We start from the raw sequence: 26,433 nt of genomic DNA on the forward strand, positions 1-26,433 counted from the left end.
GAGTAACACAGCCGGCTATGAGTTGAAATGGCATAAATCATAAAAAAATGGACAATATTCTACAGAAATGCTATAGTGAACCCAGGATATGTCTGAAAACTCATTGCCCCAATCTGCACGCCTCACTTCGCGGTATATTTGTCCCAAATTCAGTTGGCGTAGCCCACTACGCCGCCTTCACTTGGAACAAATCTTCCACAAAGTGTGACGCACATCTTGGAACAAGCAGTTTTCAGACACACCCAGAAATGGACTGTACAGTTCAGCTGTTTTCCAGGAGGTGAAACATGAGTGAATTTTCAGGGAAATCTGACGGTTTTAAAGATGAGAGATATATTATTATTCCAACGGAATCTTTTGCGGATTACGTAGAACACCCTCTTGTAAAGGCTCTTTATCCGACAGATGTAGGTTTTTTTCCTAAGGCAAAAGCGCATTATAAGGAGAGGGAGGAAGGTGCCGACCAGTATATTTTGATTTATTGCATTGAAGGGGCAGGCACTGTGTATGTAGACGGCAAAAGCTACCCTGTAAAAAAGGCGGAGGCATTTTGTATCCCCAGAGGACGAAGGCACAGGTATTATGCAGACAAAGATAATCCATGGAGTATATTGTGGGTTCACTTTAAGGGGGAGAATACCAGATATTTCCCTTTAGATGAGTGCAGGACGGTCCAGATTAATTCGAAGTACAGTGAGAACCGGATGACAGGTTTTTTTAACCTGATTTTCAGGGTTCTGGAGCGGAATTATACGATGGGCAATTTTATCTATTTATCACAAGTGTTGTCCCTGCTTTTATCAGAGGTATATTACAGAGAAAAGGTGGATGAGAGCAGCGTTCAGAACAAACACGTAACAATGGTAATCCGCTTCATGTATAAAAATCTTGTCAGGCAGCTTACACTGGAGGAAATTTCCCTGGAGGTACAGCTTTCTAAGAGCTATCTGAATTCTATTTTTAAGGACCAGACAGGGCGCTCCCCTGTAGATTTTTTTATTCATCTTAAAATGCAGGAGGCTTGTAAGCTCTTAGAATCCACAGATATGTATATTTATGAAATCAGTGTGAAGCTGGGATACACAGACCCCTACTACTTTTCGAGGATCTTCAAGAAGATGGTGGGAGTATCTCCGAAGGAGTATAGAAACGGAGATTATCTTTTCACATTACAAAATAGTCCATGAAAAAGGAACATATGAAATTCAGTTTGCTGTCTTGTAATGATATACTTTTGTTATAAAAATTAAAGGAGGAAGAATTATGAACAATCAAATTCCTAAAAAAATGCTCGGAATGAAACTGCCTGGAGGCGCAAAAGTAGAAGCTTCTGAATATGATGTACCTTCTGCCGGTCCTGGACAGGTTCTCTTAAAAATGAAAGCTGCAAGCTTGTGCGGAAGTGATTTGAAATATATTTATCATGAACATACAGATAAGACCGGAGGGGCCAGATATGATGATGTCATTGCAGGACATGAGCCAAGCGGACAGGTTGTGGCTGTAGGTGAAGGTGTGGCAGACTTTAAAGAAGGCGACCGGGTGGTAGTCTATCATATTCAGGGCTGCGGGTACTGTGATGAATGCAGAAAAGGTTTCTTTATCAATTGTCAGCAGCCTGAGCGCAGAGCTTATGGATGGCAGAGAGACGGCGCACTGGGAGAATATATGGTGGCAGATGCAAGTACCTGTATCCATCTTCCTGATTTTCTGACCTATGAAGATGGAGCTATGATAGCCTGTGGATTTGGAACGGCTTACCAGGGCCTCCTGCGTGCAAATGTTTCAGGCAAAGATATTGTACTGGTTATGGGTCTTGGACCTGTAGGACAGGCAGCAGTTATGCTTTCCAAAGCGTTGGGAGCAAAAGTCATTGGAATTGACATCTCTCAGGAGCGTCTGGAAATGGCAAAGAAAGTCGGCGCAGATGAAATTATCCAGGGAGGCGAAGACGCAGTTGAGGAAGTCATGAAGCTTACCGGCGGAAAGGGAGTGGAGGTCGCAGTAGACTGTTCAGGAAGCAGTGTGGGAAGGCATCAGTGTCTGGAAGCTGCAAGAATGTGGGGAAATGTTGTTTTCCTTGGAGAACAGGGAACTGTAACTTTTGAACCAAGCCCTCTTCTGCTTCATAAAAACCTGACGCTTCACGGCTCATGGGTAACTTCCGTGGGTAATATGGAAAAGCTGGTAGAACTGTTGGACAGAAAAAAGATTCATCCGTCAGATATTATTACACACCGGTTTGCACTGAAAGATACGGATAAAGCTTTTGAGATTTTTGCAACTGGAAAAACAGGAAAGGTTTGTATTAATCACGAAATGGAATAGAAGGTGCAGTATGGAAGCATTGAAAAGAATCAGGGAATGGATGGGAAAGAAGAGCTATGATGGCGTAATCCTGGGGAGAAGAGACAGTTACGCATGGATTAGCCAGGGTGCGGAGAATCATGTGGTAACAAACAGTCCGGAAGGGGTTGCATACTATGTCATCACCGGGGAAACACTCAGCCTCGTAGCTGACAGCAGTGATGCAGCCCGCATGGGAGCAGAACAGAATCCACTGCAGGGAACTGTAGTGGAGGTTCCCTGGTATGAGTCTGTAGAAGAAAGACTCAGGGAGATGGCGTCCCGGGGAAGGTTCGTATCAGATACCGGAATTGCAGGAACGGAAAATGTGCTGGAAGGGCTGATAGAGCTTAGAATGGTTTTATCTGAGGAAGAAAAGGTACGTTATAAACAGGTTGGGCGGGAATGTGCAAAAATAGTAGAGCATGTATGTTCTACTGCGAGGCCCGGAGACACCGAAAATGAAGTTGCGGCACAGCTGAAAGGACTCTGTTTTCAAAAGGGAATCAGCCCCGACTGTGTGCTGGCAGGCTCGGATTCCAGAATTTTAGACTACCGGCATCCCCTGCCCACGGATAAGCCTATTGAAAAAAGCCTTATGGTCGTGCTGGGAGGAGAAAAGTACGGATTGAATATCAGCATGACACGAATGGTGTACTTTGGAGATATTCCGAAGGAAATAGAAGAGCGGTATGAAAAAACACAGTATATTTTCGCCTGTATGCAGACAATGATGAAAGAAGGACTTTCTTATGGAGACTACTTTGAACAGGTTAAAAGTCTCTACAGGGAAGCAGGCTGGGAAGATGAATGGAAGTCCCATCACCAGGGCGGGCCTACCGGATACCAGTGCAGAGAATGGATTGCGTTGCCGGGAATGGATTCTGTGATGCACATGAACCAGGCATATGCATGGAACCCTACAATTCTGGGAACGAAATGTGAAGAAACAACAATTTTGAAAGAACAGGGTGTCATTACCCTGACACGTACTGAAAACTGGCCTTGCAGTACGATTACAACGCCTTATGGCATATATGAGTCGGCAAATATACTGAAATTTTAAAATCAGAATTGTGAAAATTGACGATTTGAAAAAAGTAACAATAAAAGTATTGATAGTTGTGCACAAAAGTGCTATTTTATTATTACGCAAACTTAATTAGATATTTTAATAAAGTGCAAAATAATGTTTAAAATTTAACGAGGCGGAAGAGAAGTTCCTATGACATGAAAAAGATTAAAAACAACTCAGAAGTAAAAAAAGCAAATAGAAATAGAGTTTTTCGTTATATTAACAGTAAAGAGCAAACATCTATGCCTGAAATATCTGCAGCATTGCACATGAGTGGCCCTACCGTTCTTCAGATTGTGAGAGAATTAAGTGAAGAAGGGGTACTTTCCGAGGTGGGAGAATGTAAATCCACCGGAGGCCGAAAAGCGAAAGCCCTCGCCTCGGTGAAAGACATCAGATATGCATTAGGCATTGATATTACGCGGAATCATATTGGAATTGTTCTTACAGACCTTACGAAGACTGTGAAGTCCCATGTGCGTCTCAGAGAAAAATTTGTATTTGAAGACGCATATTTTCAGACGCTGGGCAAAGTTCTAGAAGAATTTATTGATAAGGCCCAGGTAGACCGGGAAAAGATAATGGGGGTTGGAATTTCTGTTCCAGCTATTATCGATATGCAGAGAAACTATATTACGTATTCCCGGGCATTAGGGCTCTATGACATATCAGGCGAAGAATTTTCGCGCTATATTCCATATCCCTGCATTCTGATTAATGATGCAAGTGCAGGGGCTGCTACGGAATGGATATCAGGCTGCCCGAAGGAAAACATGGTTTATCTGTCATTGAGCAATACAGTAGGAGGGGCAATCATATTTCAGAATGCCTCTGATTTTTCGGAGAGTTCCTATCATCCGGAAGGTGTATTTGAAAATATGTATATTGGAAACCACTGGCACAGCGGGGAGTTCGGGCATGTTACAATACATCCGGGCGGAAAAACCTGCTATTGCGGGAAAAAAGGATGTCTGGATGCATATTGCTCCGCACAGCGCCTGACGGAGTTGGTGGAGGCAGGGCCGGAGCGGCAGTTGGAGAAGTTCTTTGAAGAACTGGAGCGGGGAAATCCAAAGTTCCGGGAAGTGTGGGACAGATATTTGGAAAATCTGTCCATTGGGATAGATTCTCTAAGGATGTGCTTTGACTGTGATGTCATTTTAGGTGGTTATGTAGGGAGCTGCATGAAGCCGTATCTTCGTGATTTAGGTATGAAGATTGCGGAGCTGAATATTTTTGAAGGGGCTGGAGATTATATATCTGTATGCAAATTTCAAAACGAAGCTTCTGCACTTGGAGCAGCCATATTTTATATTGAAGAGTTTATGAAAGGGATTTAAACTCAAGAAGTTAAATACCTGTATTTATATGAAAGGATGGAGAAAAGATATGGAAGGAACAATGAAAGTTGCAGTTATGAATGGAATCGGAGAGATGGGGTATACAACCAGACCGATTCCGGTTCCAGAGGACGAAGAAGTTCTTGTGAAGCTGGAGTATGTAGGAATTTGCGGAAGCGATATGCATTATTATGAAATGGGAAGAATCGGAGACTACGTTGTAGAACCTCCCTTTGTATTAGGACATGAGCCGGGAGGCACAGTAGTTGAAGTAGGAAAGAAAATTAAGCATTTGAAGCCTGGGGATAAGGTTGCATTAGAACCGGGAAAGACTTGCGGAAAGTGCAAATTTTGCAGAGAAGGAAAATATAATCTCTGCTCAGACGTAATTTTCTTTGCAACACCTCCGGTGGATGGTGTATTTCAGGAATATGTTGCACATCCGGGAACACTTTGCTTTAAACTTCCTGAGAATATGAGCACTTTGGAAGGTGCGCTGATTGAGCCTTTAGCAGTAGGCTTTCATGCCGCACGGCAGGGGGATGCTCATGCAGGTCAGTGTGCGGTAGTATTTGGTGCGGGCTGTATTGGCCTGGTATCCATGATGGCACTAAAAGCATGTGGGGTATCCAAGGTCTATGTGGTAGATATTATGGAAAAACGTCTGGAGAAAGCCATGGAGCTGGGGGCAACCGGAGTAATTAATGCACGCGAAGAGGATGTCCTTGAAGCGGCGAAACGGATTACAGAGGGTGAAGGTTTTGATTTAGCTATCGAAACAGCCGGAACAGAAATTACAACGAACCAGGCAATAGAAGTAGTGAGAAAAGGTTCTAACATTGTACTTGTAGGGTATGGCAAGAGCGGCAAAATGAATCTTTCCATGAGCCTTGCCCTGGACAAGGAAGTTACCTTTAAGACAGTATTCAGATACCGTCATATTTATCCAATGGCAATTGAGGCTGTTGCAGAAGGAAAGGTGAATCTTAAGGGCATTGCCACTCACATTTTTGATTTTGATGATATTCAGAGAGCAATGGATGAGAGTGTGAAAGAGAAGGAAAGAATTGTAAAGGCAGTTGTAAAAATATCAGAGTAGAGAAGAGTTTTGTTAAAAGTAGACAAAAAAACAAAATAATATTTGGCTGTTTTTAATACTTGCACAATTTGGAGGAATCACTATAATATAATTAAAAGCTATTTTATAAAATGGTTTTACTAAATTACTTGTTAAAAGCGTAACAAGCTGAACGGCCGGTTATGCCTTGAACGGAAGGAGCGAAAAGTAGTGAGTATTATTGAAAGCATGAGACTGAATGGAAAGCGTATCTTTGTGACTGGAGGCGCGCGTGGAATTGGTAAAAGCGTAGCAACTGCATTTGCTGAAGCAGGAGCAGACGTGGCTATCGTGGACGTAGATATTGCGGAGGCACAAAAGACAGCGCAGGAGATTGCTGATAAAACAGGACAGAAGACAATAGCAGTCCAGACGGATGTGACAAATCCGGAGCAGGTGGATGCGATGGTTGAAACAGTAGTGTCTGAACTGGGAGGACTGGAAGCTGCATTCTGCAATGCAGGAATCTGCATTAACACACCGGCAGACGAGATGACTTTTGAACAGTGGAAGAAGGTTATAGATATTAACTTGTCAGGTGTTTTCCTTACTGCTACTGCTGCAGGAAAATATATGCTGGCTCATGGAGGCGGATCTATTATTAACACAGCATCCATGTCAGGCCACATTGTCAATGTACCTCAGCCACAATGTGCATACAATGCTTCCAAAGCAGGGGTAATTATGCTTACAAAATCCCTCGCAGTAGAGTGGGCAAAAAAAGGTGTCCGTGTAAACTGTATCAGCCCTGGATATATAGGAACTGAATTAATCAGCAATGCACCTCATCTTGTTCCTCTGATTGAACAGTGGAATGCAATGGCACCGATGGGAAGACTTGGAAAGCCTGAAGAATTGCAGTCTATATGTGTATATCTGGCAGGAGATACAAGCAGCTTTACAACTGGCTCTGACATTGTAGTAGACGGAGCGTTTACATGTTTCTAAGCTTTTTACACAAAAGTGTGTAAAAATAAATTATTCCAACGAGGAGGAAAAAGGTTTATGAAAAAAAGGATTTTAGCAGTATTGATGACAGCAGCACTTGGATTGTCTATGCTGGCAGGATGTGGAGCGAAAGAGGATGCAAAGTCTGATACCAGCTCTGATGCCAAAACAGAAGACACTGCCGATGACAAAGGCGACAGCTTCAAAATTGGTATCTCAATCCAGTCTCTGGAAAACGATTACTGGGCAGGCGTTTTCGGTGAAGTGGAGAAAATGCTGAAAGAAAAAGGTTGGGAGTATACACTTGTTGACTGTAAAGACAACTCTGCTGAGCAGATCAGCCAGCTTGAGAACTTCATTACAGGAGGCGTGGATATGATCATGGTTCACCCATCTGATCCGGCAGCTATCGAAGATGTTTGTAAAGAAGCATTGGATGCAGGTATTAAGGTAATGTGCTGGGATGATAAGATGGAAAACACAACTGTAAACTGGGTTCTTGACAATACAGAGCTTGGTAAAACAATTGCTACACCAGCAGCTGACTTTATCAATGAGCACTATTCAGAAGACAACAAAGCTGAAGTATGCGTAATCGGATATCCTCAGACACCTATCTTATTAGAAAGAGAGAATGGTATCTTAGAAGGATTAAAAGGTGCTGAAGGCAAGTATGAAGTAGTTGCAAGCATTGAAGGACTTGAAGCAAATGACGCACAGACAAATGTGGAAACAGTACTTCAGGCACACCCTAACTGTAAAGTATTTGTAACAATCGGTGCAGGATCTGATATCGGTGCTAACCAGGCGTTACTTACAAAGTATAACAATGAAATTCCGGAAGACTGCGGTATCTTCTCTGGTGATGCTACAGAGCAGCAGATGAGAGCAATCAAGAGCGGAGTAGAGGCTTCTAACACAACTGTTGGATTCGAAGGTTCAAACAGCAGAACAGCAGCAGCTTGCGTAGAAATGTATGACAGAGTTTTATCAGGAGAGAAGTTTGAAGGCGAAGACCGCAATGTATACAGACCATTCATCGTAATTAATGCAGATAACGTAGATGAATACCTGGCAGATTACGAGTAAGAAAAAGACTTATCTTGAAAGTCAAAGAAAACAAGAGTTGTGGAGGCGGTTTTTGCCGCCTCCTATCAATCACGGGGGAATATTATGAGTGAAGAATATGTATTACAATTACAGCATATAAGAAAAGAATACCCTGGTGTCGTTGCGCTGAAAGATGTTTCTCTTGAATTGAAAAAAGGTGAGATTCTTGCACTGATTGGTGAGAATGGTGCCGGAAAATCCACACTAATCAAAACATGTTCAGGAGCGGTTATCCCCACCTCCGGGAAGATTTTGGTAAACGGAAAAGAGTATTCAAGTATGTCACCTCAGCTGGCAGCAGAAAATGGAATAGCCATTATTTATCAGGAGTTTAATAATGTGGCAGAATTATCAGCGGCAGAAAATTTATTCCTGGGAAGACCGATTAGAAAAGGTATTATTGTTGATAAGGCAGCAATGGAAAGAGAAGCTGTCAAGGCATTTGAGCGTCTGCATATTAATATTAATCCTAAGACGCTGATGAAAAATTTGACAGTTGGTTATCAGCAGATGGTTGAAATTGCAAAGGCAATTCAGCAGGATGCAAAAATATTGATTATGGATGAACCGTCGGCGCCCCTGACAAGTGCAGAAGTAGAAAGTATGTTTGAAGTAGTGGAGCACTTGAGAAAAGAGGGCATTTCTATTATATATATATCTCACAGACTGGAGGAGATATATCGTCTGTCCGACCGGATTGTAGTATTGCGTGACGGCGAGTATGTAAAAACATTAATCACTGAAGAAAGTCACGTGGATGAGTTGATTCATTTGATGGTAGGACGTGAACTGACAGAGTCCTATCCTCCAAGGACGGACTGCGTAGACCGTAATACAGTAGTTTTAGAATTACAGAATGTTACTGGAAATGGTGATGAGAATATGAACCTGCGGTTACATAAGGGTGAAATTCTCGGATTGGGAGGATTGGTTGGAGCAGGCCGTACAGAGCTGGCTCAGCTGATTTTTGGAGCTGCAAAGAAAAAATCTGGAAAAATGATTTTTAATGGAAAGGAAATTAACCCCAAGAGTCCAAGGGAGGCAATAGATTTAGGCATTGCGTTAGTGCCGGAGGATAGAAAGCGTCATGGTGCTTTGCTTGGCGTGTCCATTAAAAATAACATTAATATGGCAGTATATGAAAGAAATTCTACGCTGAGTGTAATTGATTCCAAAAAGGAAAGAGAAGTTGCCGAGAAACAAAGGATTGATATGGCAATAAAAACACCAAGTCTGGATCAATTAGTAAAAAACCTGAGCGGTGGTAATCAGCAAAAAGTAATTTTGGGCAGATGGCTTGCAGCGAACTCTGAATTGGTTATCTTTGATGAACCGACCAGAGGTATTGATGTAGGCGCTAAATATGAAATTTACAAGCTGATGAATGACCTGGTGGAAAAGGAAGGCAAGACTATTTTGTTGATTTCTTCTGAGATGGAGGAGTTGATGGGTATGTCTGACAGGATTATCGTGTTGTCAGAAGGCCATATGACAGGTGAATTGTCAAAGAATGAGTTCGACCAAGATAAGATTATGGCGTTTGCGTCAGCAGCGGTCAAGGAGGGGTAGTCTAATATGAAAGATAAAGTGGTATATCAATTAAGAGATAAGGCAATTTGGGTTGTGTTTGTAATATTGTTCGTTGCATTTACTATTGCAAACTCTACATTTATTACACCGAATAACCTCATTATGATTGCACGTCAGGTGTCTATGTACGGTATTGCTTCCATAGGTATGACATTTGTAATTCTGCTGGGAGGAATTGACCTAGCTACAGGTTCTATCATTACCTTTATAAATATTTTATGTGCATACTTCATGGTAAACAGTGGTATGAACATGTTTGTGGCTATTCTCCTGTCACTTATAGTTGCAACATTAATCGGTACAATAAATGGTTTCATGGTATCTTCTATTGGAATGCCGGCTCTGATTGCAACCTTTGCAACACAGACAATTTTTAAAGGATTTGCATATATCCTCTGCGGCGGACGTCCTGTAAATGGATTTACAACGGACTTCAAAGTAATCGGTCAGGGATGGGTAGGACCAATACCTGTGCCAGTTATCATTATGATTTTATGTTTTATAGTTGGAAGTTTCATCTTAAATAAAACATATTTCGGACGTTATTTCTATGCAGTAGGTGGTAATGAAGAAGCTGCAAAATTGTCTGGAATTCGTGTTGGACGCGTAAAATACCTGGTATATTCATTATCAGGACTGTTCGCAGGTCTGGCAGGTATCGTAATGTTGTCACGTACCAACTCAGGACAGCCAACTGCTGGTGATGGTTATGAATTTGACGTTATCACCTGTGTAGTTTTAGGTGGTGTATCTGTAACTGGTGGATTTGGTAAATTATCTAACGTAGCTGCGGGTGTATTGATTATCGGTGCATTGACAAACGGTATGGTATTAATGAATGTAAATTCTTATATTCAAATGGTTGTTAAAGGGCTTGTACTTGCATTTGCAGTTGGGTTCGATTGTCTGCAGAAAAAGAGACAGACAACATAGAATAGCTTTAATCAGGACCAGGAGACTTTCGTTTTTCTGGTCCTTTTATAACTTCTGGAAAAGGAGGAGTTCTTCCGGGTTTTACTCTAAAGCTATTGACAGAAAATCGACTTGATATTACTATGATTTTGGGTGGGCGTTTGTGATTTTACACTTGAGGGCAAGAAAAAGATCACTGCACTTAATAATCAAGACGGAAAACAGGTGGTTAAATGAGCAAAAAAAAAATAAGTCCTAATGAGATTAAACTGAAAAACAGACAATTGATATATCAGTATGTCCGTTCGAACATTTCAGTTTCAAAACAAGATATTGTTGTAGCTCTGCAATTGAGCCTTCCGACAGTTACTCAAAATCTACAGTATTTGAAAGAGCAGAAGCTCATCGATACATCCGAAAAAATAAAAAATACGGGTGGCCGGAATGCAACTGCTTATACTTATATTCAGAATGCAAAAATGGCAATAGGCGTTTATATTACAGATCATCATATCAGTGCGGTAGCAGTAGACTTATCAGGACATGTAACAGCAATCGTGAAAGAAAAAAGCCGGTTTAATCTGGATGATGATGAATATTTGAGAAAAATTGGCAGGGCGGTCGAAGTGGTAAAAGAACAGGCGCAGATACCAGACGAAAATCTTCTTGGTGTGGGAATCGCTGTTCCCGCAGTTATTTCAGATGATGGAGAGACTGTGCGTTATGGGTGGACGCTGAACTTTACAGGGAGAACAAGAGCGGAGTTTGCAAAATATATTCCGTATACAAGCCGTCTTGTATGGGACTCTTATGCGACAGGATATGCGGAGAGATGGACCAATAGCAAGTTGAATAATGCCTTTTATATTAGTTTGAGCAACAGTGTAGGTGGTTCAGTTATTATCAACAACGCTATGTATGGAGGTGATTCCCATAAAGGCGGAGAAATTGGCCATATGGTTGTTGTCCCGGAAGGTGGAAGACAATGCTATTGCGGTAAATATGGATGCTTTGATACCGTTTGCCGGGCTACGAATTTAGACCAGTACACAGATGGCAATCTGGAAGAATTCTTTGTATTGCTCCGGAATGGGGATGAAAAGGCGATACAGTTGTGGGATGAATATATGAAGAACCTGGCCATAGCTGTACATAATGTACGGATGCTTTTTGACGGCATGGTTATAATCGGGGGCTATGTAGGTGCCCATATCGAAGATTATATACAGGACTTATGTGACAGGGTAAATAAATATAATCCATTTCAGGATAAAGCACAGGACTATGTTATGCAATGTACAAATAAGATAGAGGCAACAGCGGCCGGTGCGGCAATCCTTTTTATTGAAGATTTTCTGGATAGTATTTAGGTAACTATTCAGGAGGGCAGAAATATTTGTAAAGTGGCTGTGCAAGCTTGCCCTCTGAATAACTACATTTAATTAAGTATGGAGGAAAGGCTTATGAAAGCAGCAGTATATCACGGACCTCAGGATTTAAGAGTAGAAGAAGTTCCTGAGAGGAAACTGGAAAGTAATGAAGTCAGAATTAAGGTAAAATATTGCGGAGTCTGTGGAACAGATATCCACATCTATAATGGAGATGGGGGTTCTTTTGAAGTAAATCCCCCATTGATACCGGGACATGAATTTTCAGGTATTGTGGAGGAAGTAGGAAGCCAGGTGAAAGATTTCCAGGCAGGAGATAAGGTCAGTGCAGATCCTAACGATATGTGCGGTGAATGTTATTTCTGTAAAAATGCAATGCAGCACTTCTGTACAAATAATATGGGAATTGGAACCACAGTTGACGGTGGCTTTGCAGAATATGTAATTATGCGTGAAAAGCAGGTTTATAAAGTACCGGGCCATTTGAGCTACATAGAGGCTGCAATGGCGGAACCAATGTCCTGCTGTCTCCATGGAATTGATTTGTGCCATATCAAAGCAGGAGATACAGTCCTTGTTATGGGCGGCGGACCGATTGGTATCATTATGCTTCAGCTTGCAAAGAATGCAGGTGCTTCCAAGGTGATCCTTTCAGAGCCTGTTGAGGAAAAAAGAAGCCTTGCTTTGAAGCTTGGGGCAGATTTGACAGTCAATCCTCTTGAAGAGGATGTGGAGAAATTCCTTGCGTCAAATTGTAAAAATGTAGACGTGGTTATTGAATGTGTTGGAAATATCCATACTCAGCAGGATGCAATCCGGTTTGCCGGAAAAGGCGCCACAGTTATGTATTTTGGTCTGGCATCTCCGGAAGAGGGCTTCCCAATCAAGCCGGATGACATCTTTAAAAAGGAACTGCACATTACGTCCTCATTTATCAATCCATATACTTTTGAGAGAGCAATACAAGTCCTTGCATCAGGGAAAATTGATGTGGAGAGTATTATTACAAATATTGTTCCCCTTGAGAATATTACAGATGTATTTACGAAACCGGAGTACCGCAGAAGCGGGAAGGTTATGATACAGATGTCATAATAATAGAATCATGGCCGCCCACAAACGGGTGGCCATGATTCATTTTTTATGTAATAGGAAAGTGCTTCTCCTATTACATAAAAACCCTCCGGGGGATCGCACTGGGTTGGCAAAGAAGGTGTTGCTATCGTAACCCAACCCAGGCGGAGAATCTTGCTTGCAAGATTCTTTCTTGTATAATAAGAAACATCGTTTTCTATTATATTACCTCTTTGATTGGCTGGCGGATTACAGTACGGAGTTTTTCTGCTGCGGTTCTTCTCGGGTCACTTAGATAAATTTCGTGATGGAAGCGTGTCTTTGATAAGTCGGGGGCATATCCGTTTTCCTGTATAAAGGAATTCATCATTTGTATTGTTGCAGGCTCATCGTCATAACTTCCGATGTGCATACATTGAACGCAAAGGCCTTCATTATATGAAAAGAACTGCACTTTAGAAAAATCACAGTGCTTTTTCTCTGTTGCCTCTCTGACGGCCCAATCGAATTCATCTTTTGTCACAAATTCAGGCAGCCGAATCATGGAAACCCATTCAAAGTCTTTTTTATGTGTATAGTCAATTCCATCAGTATCACGCTGCCACCACAGACCTTCAAGTGGTGGAACTACATAGGGAAAATAGCCATCCATTTTATGATTTCCTTTGTAACTCATTTTGATAGTAAAAGCAATGCCGTACAGCAAATTCATAGCTGCCTTATATTCACCATCCGGCTCATTTGGGTCACCTTTTCCCCCCACAGCAATATAATTTATTTCCGGTATATCAATCAACCCAGGCTTCTTCGGGGGCAGATAAAATTCTTTGTATTCATTTTTGTAATCAAACGCCATGTTGTCTTTTTCTCGCTTTCTTAGGTTTAGGAACAGATAATTCCTTGTTTATTTCTCCATACTCCTTTAGCATATTTCTAAGGACTGACTGAATTTCTTCCCTAATATCCTCCGGCTCTAAAAGAGCTGCCTGGTCGCGGAATGTCATGAGCCACGTAATCAGATTTTCTTTATCTGTATAATCTGCATGAAATAAGAGTTTTCCATCTGATTGTTCCTCAAAACACTCAACACCAAATTCTTCCACCAGCCGCCATTTACAATCTGATTCAAAGAGCGCTTTCACTTTAATACCACCTGGAAAAATTCGCTCATTGCTTAAATCCGGAAAGGGGACAGCTCGTTTGTTAAATTTGTGTCCGGATAAATGCACTTTGTCCATGCGATTTAGTTTGAACAGCCGGTAGTCTTCACGGGTCTTGCACCAGCCCCATAAATACCAGCTTGACCACCGGAAAATTAGATAGTATGGCTCGATGTTTCTTTGTGTCTCTCCCTTTGGAGAAAAATAAAGAAAATGAAGTTCCATATCACTGTCAATCGCACTTCGTATCAGCTCAATTTTGGGAGCAAGGGAGTCCTTATACCATGAAGAAAGATCAATCAATACAGACTGGTTCCCAGTCATAAAATCGGAAGAACCAACTGTTAGTTTTTCCATTAGCTGGCCGTAACGATTTGTGCCATTGATACTATCCAAACTTCGAAGTCCAGCCAGAATGTCCTGCATTTCTGTATTGGTCAGAAGAGTGCGGTCTACCTTGTAATTCTCCATAATGGAGATGCCGCCATTCGCCCCTTGCCTTGTTACAATAGGAATCCCAGCTTTGCACAAATCTTCAATATCCCGGTTAATGGTTCGTCTGGAAACCTCAAACTGTTCTGCCAGATAGGGAGCTGTGACAGCATCCTTCTGCAGCAGAATAGATAAAATTCCAATCAGTCTGTCTATTTTCATGCTTGCTCCTTCATCAAAAAGAATTATACCATTAGAAACATGACACCTATATGTCATGTTCATATTATAACAGAGAAAAGTATTTGTAAATGGTGTATTTAGAGAGTGAATAATGTTGCCCTTTTTTTGGAGTGGCCTCTAAAAAGAGTTTGTGAAAAAATTGCCAAATTTCCGAAAAAGATTGACAGGAGACCGAAAAAAAACTAATATATAAATATGTTTTATAAAAGTGCTTTTTATAACGAAGAGGAGGATTGTAATGGACTATTTATTAGGAACAGACATTGGCACATCAGGGACAAAAACCATACTGATGGACACGAAGGGAAAGTTGATTACACAGGATTTGCAAGAGTATGATGTATTAACTCCAAAGCCACTTTGGGCGGAGCAGTGGCCGGATGTCTGGTATGAAGCTACAAAAGCATCTATCAGAAATACGGTGGAGAAAGCATCTAAAGAAGCTGGGATTGATAAAAGCCAGATTAAAGGAATTGCCATCAGCGGATTATATGGAGGTTCTGGAATTCCACTGGATGAGAATATGAAGCCAATCCGTCCCTGCATGATCTGGATGGACAGAAGAGCACAGGAGGAGACCCACTGGGCACTGGATACCATTGGAGAAGAGAAGCTGCTTGAGATTACCCATAACGGGGCAGACCCTTATTATGGTTATACTAAAATCTTGTGGATGAAAAATAAGGAGCCTGAAAATTGGGCCAAAACAAAACTCTTTCTTCCTCCCAATGACTATGTGATTTATAAGTTTACTGGGGAAGTTGCAATAGACTACTCTTCGGCAGGAAATATTGGCGGAATTTTTGACATGAACAAGCGTACATGGTCAGAGGAGCTGATGGAAGCAATGGGAATCCCACTTTCCATGATGCCTCAGAGAATTGTAGAGTCTACCGATATTGTAGGAGGGCTTACAAAGGAGTGCGCAGAAGAACTTGGACTTTGGGAAGGACTTCCGGTTGTTGCCGGAGGGATTGACTGCGGTGCAGCTAATATTGGACTTGGTGTTTTTGAAGCTGGGGTATATGCAGCGGCAATCGGAACCTCCATGTGTGCGGCGTTAATTTCTGATAAGCCGGTAAAAGGGAAAGGTCTGATTGTATGGCCATACCTATATGATGCAAAAAAACTATCTTATTATTTTGCCGGTGGAAATACGGCGGGCGCAATTGTGAAGTGGTTCAGAACTACGTTCTGTCAGTTCGAGGTTGAGAGTCAGAATAACGGCGGACCCAATGCGTATGATACTTTAAACCAGCAGGCGGAGAAAATCCCGGCGGGAAGTGAGGGGCTTGTAGTTCTGCCTTATTTCATGGGAGAGAGAAGCCCGGTTTGGGATTCTGATGCAAAGGGCACGATTGTAGGATTGTCACTTACCCACACAAAGGCCCACATTTACAGGGCATTTTTAGAAGCAGTTGCATATTGCCTGAAGGACGCTATGGAGGCAACAGGAGAAGATTTGGGAGAATATATTCTTCTTGCAGGCGGTGTTACAAAATCAGAAGTGTGGAAGCAAATTTTTGCAGATGTGACAGGTTACCCTGTAGTAAGTCCGATTTATGATGCAGAAGCGAATTTAGGAGATGTTATGCTGGCAGGAATCGGAACTGGTCTTTTATCCTATGATGAGGTTAAGACATGGCAGGTTTTGGGAGATAAGGTTATGCCAAATGCAGGGAATCATGAAAAGTATAAGAAGTATTATAAATTGTATAAGAGCATTTACAATAACTTAAAACAGGATATGAAGGAGCTTACAGAAGCATCTAAACTATAAGGGCTTCTCTAAAAGCTATGAAGGCTGTTTACAGGAGAAGAGAGAGCACAAAAGCGGGACATCCTGCTTTTGTGCTCTCTTGTTATTCATGTTAATTAATATCTGTAAGATGTTTCTGACTCCATGCTTTTACAAAATCTAAGAACTTCAGAGTTGCCAGCATAGGTTCAGGGTTTTTAGAATAAGCCACTCCGAGGACTCTGGAATAGTGTTCTGTAAAGGATCTGACGCAAATCTGAAAAGGAGCATTATACAATAGCAGTTTGGGAAGGATCGTAACTCCGAAGCCTTGTTCCACCATTTTGAGTGTAGCAAAATCCTCATTTAACCGGTAACGGATTTTAGGACAAATATTATTTAACTTAAAAATTTTTCCTGTTTCATAATCAAGACCATCAGAAGATAATACAAAATCTTCATTGTCGATATCAGGTAATGAGACAGCTATTTTTTCGGAAAGGGGATGGCCCTTTGGCGTTGCCAGCATGAGCTCGTCATCACCCATTGGAATAAAAGGCAATTCAGGTACAGAATATTCAGATACAAAAATACAATCCAATTCCTGGGAGTGTATTTTCTCCTCCAGGTTTTTAAACCCATCGACTGTCAGCTCAAAGCGGATATTAGGATAAAGCATGGAGAATTCCTTCAGGATGTCAGGAAGCCAGTGATAGGAGATGCTCTGTATAGCACCAATACGAATATAACCGCTCTCCAGGCTTGTCAGGCTGGCTGCAATCTGCTCAATACGCAGCTTTTCCCGGCAGATGGTCCTTAGAGACTCCACGATTTCCTCGGTATTGGGTTTTAGCTCCATTCCGGATTTCGAGCGGTGGAATAGCTGGAAGCCCAGTTCTTTTTCAAAAGCTTTAATAGCCTGGCTAATGGCTGATTGTGTGTAGTTTAGTTCCTGGGCAGTTTTAGAGATACTGCGTGTCTCGCAGACACTTAATAGAATTTCGTACTTTCCCATAATTGTGTTCTCCTTCTCCCTGACAAAAATACTTTTCTGGTTTGTATTATATTGTTTAGATATCAATAAGACAGTGGTGATTTACTCTATATCATCCAGAAAGTACTTTTCTAAATCACTTATTACTTGATCCAGATGCGTTTCCATGGACTCTCTGGCTTTTTCAGGCGAACGTTCCCGTATAGCCTGAATAATCGCATCATGCTGTTTGACCTGAATATGCTTCAATTTATCTGATACAAACGAAAATTTAGTATAAACGTTGTCACCGGTAAGCATGATTTTTAATATTTGATAAATTGTTCTGTTGCGTGACATTTTTGCTATTGTAAGATGGATTTCCAAATCTATATGACTTCCTAACTCACCACTGCGGATTAGATGCAGGTATTCTAACATCAAGTGCTCTAATTCATCAATTTCTGAATCTTCAGCATTATGGCAGGCAAGCTCTGCAGTATGACCTTCAAGAAGTTTTCTTGTCTGAAGAATTTCAAGAAGAGTATTTTTATCAGCTTTAGACACTAATTGGACCAGTTTGTCTGCATTCTTTGCCTTTGCATTTCTGAGTTCTTCCTGTATTAAATAATTTCTTCCCTTATCGGTAATGACTCTCCCTTTGTTGCTTATTTTTTTAATTAATCCCTTTTCTTCAAGCACTGCTAATGTGCGGCCGATAGTAGCAGGAGGAATGGCGTGTTTCTTGCTTAGATATGTGGCTCCAACCGGCAGCCCTATATCCTGAATACTTTTAAGAATAAAATGAATCCTTTGGTTATCTGTCATATATGTCCTCCATTTAATATATCGTAAGTGATGAATGAATAATCAAATTCTAAAGTATTATTTACTAAAAGTCAAATTTTTTAGTTTTAAGGGCTGCAATAAGGTTTTATTAAATATATAAACTATAAAATTGACATTGATTTGAATATATGATAGCATGAAGTTGGTTATACATAAATCTTTTATGATTAATGACGGATTAGTGGAAAAGGAAAAGTAAGAGAAATAGTAAAATGAGTAAAAAATCAAGACATCTAAGAACCGTTTAAATTGGAGAATCAGGGGGGATCATGAAGAAATTACCGTGTAGTATATTTAATGATGTAATTGGCCCTGTTATGAGGGGGCCATCCAGTTCACATGTAGCCGGCGGGGCAAGGATTGCCGAATTGGTCCGGCAGTCTTTTCAGGCTCCATTGAAGAAAGTGGTTTGTGATTTTGATCCGACCGGGTCACTGGCCGCCTCTCATACAGGGCATGGTACTGATATGGGATTTGCATGTGGATTGATGGGAATGGATTTATCAAGTCCGGATGTTGATCAGTATGAATCTTTGGCAAAAAAGGCCGGGATTGATATTGAATACCGGATACTGGAATATGGGGCAGTTCATCCGGGCAATTACCGGATACATGCAGAGGCAGCAGATGGCAGTACCCATAACTGGGAGGCAGTTTCTGTGGGCGGCGGTATGATAGAAATGCAGAAGTTCGACGGTTTTACTGTGAAAATTTGCGGAGATTTTTATGAGCTTCTTGTAGTAGTGGATTTAAATGAAAAACCTTTGGATGCATGGAAAGAAGAATTAGTCAAAGGTCCGCCGGCATATGAATTTTGTCTGGCTGAGGAGCTGCCGGGAAAAGCACTCATCAATATAAAGGCAGCACAGCGGCTTAAGAATGAGATGTGCACCACTTTAAGGGCTGCTGAAGGTATTTTAGATGTGGTTTATCTGGAACCAATCCTTCCGACGCATTCAAGTGCTGATTGTAATGTGCCGTTTTTAAACGCGGAACAGTTATTGGAATATGCAAAAGAAAACCGGATGCCTGCATGGGAGTATGCTGTACTGTTTGAAAGTAAACGCGGCGGAATCAGTGGTCAGGAAGTTGTTGATAAGATGGAGGCTATTCTGACTGTTATGGAGAATGCTGTTGATCTTGGCTTGGCAGGGACTTCATATGAGGACCGTATTTTAGGGCAGCAGGCATACAAAATAGACGAACAGAAGGCTAAAGGGAGGCTGGTTCCATGTAATCTTCTGAATTCTGTTATTAAGAGCATCACAGCCGTTATGGAAGTGAAAAGTTCCATGGGACTGATTGTGGCAGCTCCGACGGTTGGCTCTTGCGGCTGTTTGCCGGGAACGGTGATTGGTTTGGGAAGAGATATGAAGCTTTCCAGGGAAGAGATGGTCCGTGGTTTGATGGTGGGAGGCCTTATCGGGTTGTTTATAGCGGAAGCTGCTACTTTTTCTGCTGAAGTTGCCGGATGCCAGGTGGAGTGCGGAGCGGCCTCTGGTATGGCAGCCGCTGCGGTTACCCAGATGATGGGAGGAACCATTGAACAGTGTATGGATGCTGCGTCCATGGCACTGCAGAATATTACAGGACTGGCATGTGATCCTGTGGCTAACCGGGTAGAAGTTCCTTGTCTTGGGAAAAATGTTATGGGCGGTTCCAATGCAATTGCCAGCGCAAATATGATTTTGGCGGGCTATGATGCGGTTATCCCATTAGATGAAACAATTTCGGCTATTTACGAAATTGGCTTATCTTTACCATTGGAATTAAGATGTACCTTTGGCGGATTAGGCAAAACAAAAACTTCAGTGAGGATGCTTGAAAATCAGAAATAAATAGCAGTAAGAGAGTGGATGATTTATTGATATGGCTATCCCCATGGCGGGAAATGTGATAGAATAGTAAAAATTAATATTATAACAATAAAAGAGTAAGAAGAGAAAAAGGAGGCAGATTCATGTTATTATTATCAAGAGAAGATATCAAAAAAGTATTTTCCATGCAGGAAGCTATCGAAGCAGATAAAACAGCATTTCAAATGCTTGTAGAAGGAAAATGTGAGGCTCCGCTGAGAACGAAGATTCAAGCGCCTAAATATGAGGGGTGTTTCTTATTTATGCCTGCATATGTGGAAGAATCAGATATAGCATCTTTAAAGATTATTAACATATTCCCTAAGAATATCGACAATGGGATACCCTCTGCCCCGGCGCAGGTGTTTTTAATTGACGGAAAGACAGGTGTGGTGACGGCAGTGCTTGACGGGACTTATGTAACACAGTTGAGAACCGGAGCAGCATCCGGAGCAGCTTTCGATATTTTAGGGAGAAAAGATGCAAAGGAAGGTGCCCTCATAGGAACCGGAGGACAGGCAGCAACACAGCTTGAGGCTATGATGGCTGCAAGAAAATTGGATAAGGTTAAAATCTATGATTTAAATTATGAGCGGACCCAGCAATTTGCTGAAAGAATGCAGGAGGAGCTGAAGGAGTACGGAACAGAAATTATCGCAGTAAAATCTTCGGATGAAGCAATTGAAAATGCGGATCTGATTATTACAGTTACACCTTCCAATAAGCCTGTATTTGACGGCAGTAAAGTGAAGGCCGGTGCAACAGTAAGCTGCGTAGGCTCTTATCAGCCTCATATGCAGGAGATGGACCCGGTAATCCTGGAGCGTGCAGGGAAAATATATTTTGATTCAGAAGAGGCCGTTCTCTCGGAGGCAGGGGATATTTTAATCCCGTTGGAAGAGGGAAGAATTACGAAAGATGATTTTACAGGTGACTTAGGTGATGTAATTCTTGGAAAGGTGACCGGAAGAGAGAATGATGATGAAATCATCGTATTTAAGACGGTTGGGGTAGCAACACAGGATCTGGTCACAGCAAGGAACATATATGATAAGGCCGTAGAGGCAGGCATCGGAACCCGTTGGGAATAAAAACTGTATAAAGAATAAGGAGATTAATATTATGCCACATATTTCCATTAAATTATATCCTGGAAGAACGGAAGAAGTGAAGCAGGACTTAGCAGAAAAAACACAGGCATTTTTGTCTGAAACAATGAAAATGGAACCAAAGTATTTTTCAGTAACCATTGAGGAAATTGAAAAAGAAGACTGGGACAAGGAAGTTGTTCAGCAGATTAAAGAAGATACGTTGTATATTAAGCCAAATTTCTAAAGTTATACAGGCAAAACTGATGCAGACCAGGAGGAAATGCAATGATATATATTAGTGAAATCAGCACGACAGCACCAGAAAAGGGACGCAATGCGACTGAGGATAAAGTATATAAAATACTCGACAAGCTGCATATTTCATATGAGCGGGTAGACAATGATGTAGTGGAAAGTATGGATGAATGTAAAGAGATTGACCAGGCTTTGGGGACAGAGATAAGAAAAAGCATCTTTTTATGCAATCAAAAGAAGACAAGCTTCTTCCTGGTGGTTATGCCTGCGGATAAACAGTTAGATACTGCAGAGCTGAGTAAAAAAATAGGCGTATCTAAATTATCCTTTGCATCAGGAGAATTGATGGAAGAGCATTTAGGAACGAAACCAGGCTCCGCATCGATTATGGGACTTGTAAATGATGAGGACGATTATGTGCAGCTTATTATAGACAAGGAAGTGACGCAAGAAGAGTGGTTTGGGTGCAATCCCGGAATTAATACTGCACATCTGAAGATGAAGACAGATGATTTGCTGAAAAAGTTTTTACCTCATATTTATCACAAAGCAAAAATTGTGGAATTGTAGATAGTCAAGAGTAAAAGTCCATAAAAATATGAATAATATTTATGGAAAACGACTAAAATAATCTTAATTGTCTAAAGTGATTGCAAAAGAGTCTACGATTCGTTATGATAGGTGCAGACAATAAAGGTATTCGAATTGTCTCTAAGTAAAATTGAACAGCGGGATGATGTTTTCCAGGAGAGAGCTGTAAGACAGCCGCCGAAGGGGCAAGCCGGGCATGCAGGTGTGAATACATGCCGGTGAAACTTTCAGGCAAAGGGACTGGGAAATGGACTGCATTCTGAATCTTGTGCTGTATGATAAAGCTTTTACTCGGGATATTTATCAAGGCAAAAAACAGGAAAGGACGAATTAGACACAATTGTGTTTAAGGCGTCCTCTTTTTTATGTAATGAAAGGGACAGCAGACAAATGAATCAAAACAGTTATAAAATCATTACAAATAACCCATTGGTCTTGAAAAAGCTTGACAAAGCACACGACGTCATATTCCATGAGATTTCCTACGAGGAAATTTTAAGAGAAGTCAGAGACAGAATCCATGAAGGACACCGGCTTTTATCACATCCTTTATCAGGAAGTGTGAAGCCAAATGAAACACCATACAAATCTATATTAATTACAAAAGGAAAGGAGATGAGGTTGGATTTGAAGTCCCTCGAATTAATTGAAAATGCCATTTTAGCATGTGCAAAGTTTCACTTTAAGACAGACACATACACTTCTGAAACTTACGAAGATTTTCAGTTAATAGACTGGACCTTGCTGGAGAGCGGATTGGAAGCGGCAGATGTATGGTAATGCCGTATTGGTATATTGAGAGAAGTTTTAAAATCGTTGCTTAATGTTTGTGATTTTAAGGAGGAAATAACAAGTGAAATTAGAAATGGGATACATTTACATTAAGGATATCCAATTTTCTGGGGAATCGAAAATTGAGGATGGAACCCTTTATGTATCCGAAGAGTCTGCGAAAGCGGTGGCTCTTGAAGATGAAAAGCTTAAGAGCGTATCATTTGATATTGCAAGACCGGGAGAATCTATCAGAATTACTCCGGTGAAAGACGTGATTGAGCCTCGGGTTAAGGTTGAGGGAAGAGGGGGAATCTTTCCAGGCGTTATCTCGAAAATTGATACAGTTGGGGAAGGTAAGACATATGCATTAAAAGGGATGGCTGTAGTGACAGCCGGTAAAATCGTTGGATTCCAGGAGGGAATCATTGATATGGCCGGACCTGGTGCGGACTATACGCCATTTTCGAAGACATTAAATCTGGTTATGGTTTGTGAGGCAGTGGACGGGACAGAGCCTCACGAATACGAAAAGGCAGTAAGGCTTGCAGGGCTCAGAGTGGCTGTTTATATTGGGGAATTGGCACGTACTCTTACACCTGATGAGACAAAAGTATATGAGACTTGTACACTTAAGGAAGGGATTGAAAAATACCCGGAGCTTCCGAGGGTGGCATATGTACAGATGCTGCAAAGCCAGGGGCTGCTGCATGATACCTATGTATATGGGGTAGATGCAAAAAGGATTGTTCCTACAATCCTGAATCCTACAGAGATTATGGACGGTGCAATTATATCAGGTAACTGTGTATCTGCATGTGACAAGAATCCTACCTATGTACATCTGAACAATCCGGTAGTACACGATTTGTTTGAGCAGCATGGCAAAACATTAAATTTTGTAGGTCAGATTATTACAAATGAAAATGTATATCTGGCAGAGAAACAGCGCTCTTCCGACTGGACCGCAAAGCTTTGTAAAATGCTGGATCTGGATGGGGTCATCATATCCCAGGAAGGCTTTGGAAACCCGGATACTGATTTGATTATGAACTGTAAGAAGATTGAGGCAGAAGGTATTAAGACGGTCATTATTACAGATGAGTATGCAGGACGTGACGGGAAGTCCCAGTCTCTTGCAGATGCTGATGCAGCGGCAGATGCAGTGATAACAGGGGGAAATGCAAATCAGGTTGTGATCCTCCCGAAACTTGACAAGGTAATTGGAACTCTGGATTATGTGACAAAGATTGCGGGAGCCAGTGAGGAAACACTGCGCGGGGATGGTTCCCTGGAAGTGGAACTGCAGGTTATCACAGGTGCAACAAATGAGACAGGTTTCAACTGCTTAAGTGCAAGGTAGAGGGGAGGGGATAGTATGGCTAAGATAAAAGTTGTTCATTATATCAATCAGTTTTTTGCCCAGGTCGGAGGGGAAGAAAAAGCTGATTATCCGGCAGAGCTGCGTATTGGGGAAGCAGTAGGGCCGGGGCTGGCATTTACGGCAGGTTTTAAGGAGGAAGCAGAGATCATTGCAACGATAGTATGCGGAGATTCTTACTTTAATGAAAACCTGGAGAAGGCAAAGAAAGACATACTTGCTATGGTAAAGGAGCAGGCTCCGGACGTATTTATTGCCGGTCCCGCATTTAACGCAGGACGGTATGGTGTAGCCTGCGGCACCATTGCAGCGGCAGTACAGGAAGAATTGGGGATTCCGGCTGTCAGCGGCATGTATGTAGAGAATCCGGGTGCAGATATGTTTAAAAATCAGATATACATGGTTTCTACAAAAAACAGTGCTGCAGGTATGAGGGATGCGGTATCTAAAATGGCTCCGCTGGCATTAAAGCTTGCAAAAGGTGAGTCTGTGGGCGCATCTGCTGAGGAAGGCTATATGCCAAATGGCACACGTGTCAACTTCTTTGAAAAGAAAAGAGGTTCAGAGAGAGCGGTTCAGATGCTCCTGAAAAAGCTGGCGGGCAAGGCATTTGAGACCGAGTACCCAATGCCGAATTTTGACAGAGTAGAACCCAGCGCTCCGGTAAAGGACCTGGCACATGCAAAAATTGCCCTTGTTACATCCGGCGGAATTGTACCAAAGGGAAATCCGGATCATATTGAAAGCTCCAGCGCTTCACGCTATGGAGAGTACGACATTACAGGTGTGTCGGATTTAACAGAAGATACTTACGAGACGGCCCACGGCGGGTATGACCCTGTATATGCAAATAAAGATGCTGACAGAGTACTGCCTGTTGATGTACTCAGAGACTTGGAAAAGGAAGGGGTAATCGGGGAACTTCACAACCTGTTTTATACAACAGTGGGAAATGGAACATCCGTTGCCTCTGCAAAGGCTTTTGCGGCTGAAATTGCTGCAAAACTGAAAAAGGATGGCGTGGATGCAGTAATCCTTACCTCCACATGAGGTACCTGTACTCGTTGCGGTGCAACGATGGTAAAAGAAGTGGAGAGGGCGGGACTCCCTGTTGTGCATATCTGTACAGTGACACCAATTTCTATGACAGTAGGTGCAAACAGAATTGTTCCGGCTATTGCCATTCCATATCCTCTTGGAAATCCGTCTGCGGAAATGGAAGAAGAAAAAACTCTCCGCCGTAAAATTGTTGAAAATGCGCTGGAAGCTCTGACAATAGGAGTAGATGGACAAAGAATTTTTGAATAAAAGATCTGCGGCAGCAACATCCGCGGAAGAGGGAGAACTTTTGCAATGGGTAAGATTTACGATGTGATTATTTTGGGAGGAGGTCCGGCGGGATTATCCGCCGGGCTGTACGCAGGCAGAAGCCGTCTTTCCGCCCTGATAATAGAAAAAGGGCAGGATGGCGGACAGATTGCCATCACCGACGAAATTGAGAATTATCCGGGACAGGTACTGGAAGGAGAATCCGGTCCCTCCCTGACAGCAAGAATGACAGCTCAGTCAGCAAAGTTCGGTGTAGAGCGTGTATCGGATACAATCAAGGAAGTCTCTCTGGATGGTGAAATCAAAATCCTGAAGGGTGAAAAAAACCAGTATGAGGCAAAGAACGTTATCATTGCCACAGGTGCCCACCCAAGACCGATTGGCTGCAAGGGTGAAAAAGAATATATGAGTAAAGGCGTATCCTATTGTGCAACCTGTGATGCAAACTTTTTTGAAGACCTGGAAGTCTATGTGGTAGGAGGCGGGGATTCCGCAGTGGAAGAAGCCCTGTATCTGACCAAATTTGCCAGAAAGGTCACCCTGATTCACAGACGGGACGAATTGCGTGCCGCTAAATCCATACAGGAGAAAGCCTTTGCCAATCCAAAGCTGGAGTTCTTCTGGGATACTGTTGTGGAGGAACTCTATGGAGATGAGATTCTTCAGGGAATGATTGTGAAGAATGTAAAGACCGGAGAGACCAGAAAAGTAGACGCTGATCCGGAGGATGGACTGTTTGGACTGTTTGGATTTATCGGAATGATTCCGAATACAAAAGTGTTTGAAGGCATCATTGATATGGATGAAATCGGGTATATTAAAACAGACGAAGACATGCATACCAATATCCCTGGAGTTTACGCG

Annotated in this window: 25 protein-coding genes and 1 riboswitch; of the genes, 21 read left to right on the plus strand and 4 right to left on the minus strand. The window is 42.0% G+C overall.

Annotated features, from left to right (window positions below; all coding sequences use genetic code 11):
- Positions 1-47 precede the first annotated feature (47 nt).
- From A8805_RS23140 to A8805_RS14230, 12 genes are all read left to right on the plus strand, one after another.
- Positions 48-284: a DUF6783 domain-containing protein gene (locus A8805_RS23140; RefSeq protein ID WP_420319472.1), complete on the plus strand. Its 237-nt coding sequence runs from the start codon at positions 48-50 to the stop codon at positions 282-284.
- Positions 285-287: 3 nt separating this feature from the next.
- Positions 288-1,187: an AraC family transcriptional regulator gene (locus A8805_RS14180; protein ID WP_109712257.1), complete on the plus strand. Its 900-nt coding sequence runs from the start codon at positions 288-290 to the stop codon at positions 1,185-1,187.
- Between the two features lie 76 nt (positions 1,188-1,263).
- Positions 1,264-2,328 carry a zinc-dependent alcohol dehydrogenase family protein gene (locus A8805_RS14185; protein WP_109712259.1) on the plus strand — a complete coding sequence of 355 codons (1,065 nt, stop codon included), beginning with the start codon at positions 1,264-1,266 and terminating at the stop codon, positions 2,326-2,328.
- A gap of 10 nt (positions 2,329-2,338) precedes the next feature.
- A complete protein-coding gene (locus tag A8805_RS14190; RefSeq protein ID WP_109712261.1) occupies positions 2,339-3,412 on the plus strand; it encodes a M24 family metallopeptidase in 1,074 nt (357 codons plus the stop codon).
- Positions 3,413-3,576: 164 nt separating this feature from the next.
- Entirely contained in the window at positions 3,577-4,761 is a 1,185-nt protein-coding gene (locus tag A8805_RS14195; RefSeq protein ID WP_109712263.1) for an ROK family transcriptional regulator, read from the plus strand.
- A 49-nt stretch (positions 4,762-4,810) separates the two neighbouring features.
- Positions 4,811-5,860 (plus strand): NAD(P)-dependent alcohol dehydrogenase, encoded by a 1,050-nt coding sequence (locus A8805_RS14200; RefSeq protein WP_109712265.1) that lies wholly within the window; start codon positions 4,811-4,813, stop codon positions 5,858-5,860.
- Between the two features lie 189 nt (positions 5,861-6,049).
- Positions 6,050-6,826 (plus strand): SDR family oxidoreductase, encoded by a 777-nt coding sequence (locus A8805_RS14205; protein ID WP_109712267.1) that lies wholly within the window; start codon positions 6,050-6,052, stop codon positions 6,824-6,826.
- A 57-nt stretch (positions 6,827-6,883) separates the two neighbouring features.
- Positions 6,884-7,915 carry a sugar ABC transporter substrate-binding protein gene (locus A8805_RS14210; protein WP_109712269.1) on the plus strand — a complete coding sequence of 344 codons (1,032 nt, stop codon included), beginning with the start codon at positions 6,884-6,886 and terminating at the stop codon, positions 7,913-7,915.
- Between the two features lie 84 nt (positions 7,916-7,999).
- Complete coding sequence (locus A8805_RS14215) at positions 8,000-9,505, plus strand: sugar ABC transporter ATP-binding protein (RefSeq protein ID WP_109712271.1); 1,506 nt, start codon at positions 8,000-8,002, stop codon at positions 9,503-9,505.
- A gap of 6 nt (positions 9,506-9,511) precedes the next feature.
- Positions 9,512-10,459, plus strand: a complete 948-nt coding sequence (locus A8805_RS14220; RefSeq protein ID WP_109712273.1) for an ABC transporter permease — start codon at positions 9,512-9,514, stop codon at positions 10,457-10,459.
- 212 nt (positions 10,460-10,671) lie between these two features.
- Entirely contained in the window at positions 10,672-11,808 is a 1,137-nt protein-coding gene (locus A8805_RS14225) for an ROK family protein (RefSeq protein WP_242992408.1), read from the plus strand.
- Between the two features lie 93 nt (positions 11,809-11,901).
- Entirely contained in the window at positions 11,902-12,921 is a 1,020-nt protein-coding gene (locus A8805_RS14230; RefSeq protein WP_109712275.1) for a zinc-dependent alcohol dehydrogenase family protein, read from the plus strand.
- Positions 12,922-13,120: 199 nt separating this feature from the next.
- On the opposite strand, the gene A8805_RS14235 is transcribed toward A8805_RS14230, so the two are convergent.
- The gene (locus A8805_RS14235) at positions 13,121-13,756 is read right to left on the minus strand and encodes a GyrI-like domain-containing protein (RefSeq protein ID WP_109712277.1); all 636 of its coding nucleotides are present in this window, start codon (positions 13,754-13,756) and stop codon (positions 13,121-13,123) included.
- A complete protein-coding gene (locus A8805_RS14240) occupies positions 13,746-14,714 on the minus strand; it encodes a helix-turn-helix transcriptional regulator (protein WP_109712279.1) in 969 nt (322 codons plus the stop codon). The genes A8805_RS14235 and A8805_RS14240 overlap by 11 nt, the downstream gene beginning before the upstream one ends.
- Before the next feature lie 259 nt (positions 14,715-14,973).
- On the opposite strand from A8805_RS14240, the gene A8805_RS14245 reads away from it, so the two are divergent.
- The gene (locus A8805_RS14245; protein WP_109712281.1) at positions 14,974-16,515 is read left to right on the plus strand and encodes an FGGY-family carbohydrate kinase; all 1,542 of its coding nucleotides are present in this window, start codon (positions 14,974-14,976) and stop codon (positions 16,513-16,515) included.
- 91 nt (positions 16,516-16,606) lie between these two features.
- Here the strand turns inward: A8805_RS14245 and A8805_RS14250 are convergent, their stop codons facing one another.
- Both A8805_RS14250 and A8805_RS14255 read right to left on the minus strand, forming a co-directional pair.
- Positions 16,607-17,488 carry a LysR family transcriptional regulator gene (locus A8805_RS14250; protein WP_109712283.1) on the minus strand — a complete coding sequence of 294 codons (882 nt, stop codon included), beginning with the start codon at positions 17,486-17,488 and terminating at the stop codon, positions 16,607-16,609.
- 81 nt (positions 17,489-17,569) lie between these two features.
- Positions 17,570-18,274: a FadR/GntR family transcriptional regulator gene (locus A8805_RS14255; RefSeq protein WP_109712285.1), complete on the minus strand. Its 705-nt coding sequence runs from the start codon at positions 18,272-18,274 to the stop codon at positions 17,570-17,572.
- 290 nt (positions 18,275-18,564) lie between these two features.
- Here A8805_RS14255 and A8805_RS14260 point away from each other — a divergent pair, with 290 nt between their 5' ends.
- From A8805_RS14260 to A8805_RS14295, 8 genes are all read left to right on the plus strand, one after another.
- Complete coding sequence (locus A8805_RS14260) at positions 18,565-20,133, plus strand: L-serine ammonia-lyase, iron-sulfur-dependent, subunit alpha (protein WP_109712286.1); 1,569 nt, start codon at positions 18,565-18,567, stop codon at positions 20,131-20,133.
- A gap of 122 nt (positions 20,134-20,255) precedes the next feature.
- A complete protein-coding gene (locus A8805_RS14265) occupies positions 20,256-21,242 on the plus strand; it encodes an ornithine cyclodeaminase family protein (RefSeq protein WP_109712288.1) in 987 nt (328 codons plus the stop codon).
- A 31-nt stretch (positions 21,243-21,273) separates the two neighbouring features.
- On the plus strand, positions 21,274-21,486 hold the full coding sequence (locus tag A8805_RS14270; RefSeq protein WP_109712290.1) for a tautomerase family protein: 213 nt from the start codon (positions 21,274-21,276) through the stop codon (positions 21,484-21,486).
- A 44-nt stretch (positions 21,487-21,530) separates the two neighbouring features.
- On the plus strand, positions 21,531-22,067 hold the full coding sequence (locus A8805_RS14275) for a prolyl-tRNA synthetase associated domain-containing protein (protein ID WP_109712322.1): 537 nt from the start codon (positions 21,531-21,533) through the stop codon (positions 22,065-22,067).
- 164 nt (positions 22,068-22,231) lie between these two features.
- Positions 22,232-22,341: riboswitch (glycine riboswitch) on the plus strand.
- Between the two features lie 137 nt (positions 22,342-22,478).
- Entirely contained in the window at positions 22,479-22,868 is a 390-nt protein-coding gene (locus tag A8805_RS14280; RefSeq protein ID WP_109712292.1) for a GrdX family protein, read from the plus strand.
- 73 nt (positions 22,869-22,941) lie between these two features.
- A complete protein-coding gene (locus tag A8805_RS14285; protein WP_181392851.1) occupies positions 22,942-24,222 on the plus strand; it encodes a glycine/sarcosine/betaine reductase component B subunit in 1,281 nt (426 codons plus the stop codon).
- Between the two features lie 15 nt (positions 24,223-24,237).
- Complete coding sequence (gene grdB / locus A8805_RS14290) at positions 24,238-25,548, plus strand: glycine reductase complex selenoprotein B (protein WP_109712294.1); 1,311 nt, start codon at positions 24,238-24,240, stop codon at positions 25,546-25,548.
- Between the two features lie 45 nt (positions 25,549-25,593).
- Positions 25,594-26,433, plus strand: an 840-nt coding sequence (locus tag A8805_RS14295) for an NAD(P)/FAD-dependent oxidoreductase (RefSeq protein ID WP_109712296.1), incomplete at its 3' end; no start/stop codon positions are given.

This window comes from Faecalicatena contorta, assembly GCF_003149105.1.
In the GTDB taxonomy this organism is placed as follows: domain Bacteria; phylum Bacillota; class Clostridia; order Lachnospirales; family Lachnospiraceae; genus Muricomes; species Muricomes contortus_C.

Bases quoted from the DNA above. Each gene is read 5' to 3' on its own strand.
- A8805_RS23140 (WP_420319472.1), top strand. From the start codon at position 48: ATGGACAATATTCTACAGAAATGCTATAGTGAACCCAGGATATGTCTG.
- A8805_RS14270 (WP_109712290.1), top strand. From the start codon at position 21,274: ATGCCACATATTTCCATTAAATTATATCCTGGAAGAACGGAAGAAGTG.
- A8805_RS14210 (WP_109712269.1), top strand. From the start codon at position 6,884: ATGAAAAAAAGGATTTTAGCAGTATTGATGACAGCAGCACTTGGATTG.
- A8805_RS14250 (WP_109712283.1), bottom strand. From the start codon at position 17,488: ATGGGAAAGTACGAAATTCTATTAAGTGTCTGCGAGACACGCAGTATC.
- A8805_RS14280 (WP_109712292.1), top strand. From the start codon at position 22,479: ATGAATCAAAACAGTTATAAAATCATTACAAATAACCCATTGGTCTTG.
- A8805_RS14235 (WP_109712277.1), bottom strand. From the start codon at position 13,756: ATGGCGTTTGATTACAAAAATGAATACAAAGAATTTTATCTGCCCCCG.
- A8805_RS14195 (WP_109712263.1), top strand. From the start codon at position 3,577: ATGAAAAAGATTAAAAACAACTCAGAAGTAAAAAAAGCAAATAGAAAT.
- A8805_RS14255 (WP_109712285.1), bottom strand. From the start codon at position 18,274: ATGACAGATAACCAAAGGATTCATTTTATTCTTAAAAGTATTCAGGAT.
- A8805_RS14245 (WP_109712281.1), top strand. From the start codon at position 14,974: ATGGACTATTTATTAGGAACAGACATTGGCACATCAGGGACAAAAACC.
- A8805_RS14185 (WP_109712259.1), top strand. From the start codon at position 1,264: ATGAACAATCAAATTCCTAAAAAAATGCTCGGAATGAAACTGCCTGGA.
- A8805_RS14230 (WP_109712275.1), top strand. From the start codon at position 11,902: ATGAAAGCAGCAGTATATCACGGACCTCAGGATTTAAGAGTAGAAGAA.
- A8805_RS14190 (WP_109712261.1), top strand. From the start codon at position 2,339: ATGGAAGCATTGAAAAGAATCAGGGAATGGATGGGAAAGAAGAGCTAT.
- A8805_RS14240 (WP_109712279.1), bottom strand. From the start codon at position 14,714: ATGAAAATAGACAGACTGATTGGAATTTTATCTATTCTGCTGCAGAAG.
- A8805_RS14225 (WP_242992408.1), top strand. From the start codon at position 10,672: ATGAGCAAAAAAAAAATAAGTCCTAATGAGATTAAACTGAAAAACAGA.
- A8805_RS14265 (WP_109712288.1), top strand. From the start codon at position 20,256: ATGTTATTATTATCAAGAGAAGATATCAAAAAAGTATTTTCCATGCAG.
- A8805_RS14260 (WP_109712286.1), top strand. From the start codon at position 18,565: ATGAAGAAATTACCGTGTAGTATATTTAATGATGTAATTGGCCCTGTT.
- A8805_RS14200 (WP_109712265.1), top strand. From the start codon at position 4,811: ATGGAAGGAACAATGAAAGTTGCAGTTATGAATGGAATCGGAGAGATG.
- A8805_RS14180 (WP_109712257.1), top strand. From the start codon at position 288: ATGAGTGAATTTTCAGGGAAATCTGACGGTTTTAAAGATGAGAGATAT.
- A8805_RS14215 (WP_109712271.1), top strand. From the start codon at position 8,000: ATGAGTGAAGAATATGTATTACAATTACAGCATATAAGAAAAGAATAC.
- A8805_RS14220 (WP_109712273.1), top strand. From the start codon at position 9,512: ATGAAAGATAAAGTGGTATATCAATTAAGAGATAAGGCAATTTGGGTT.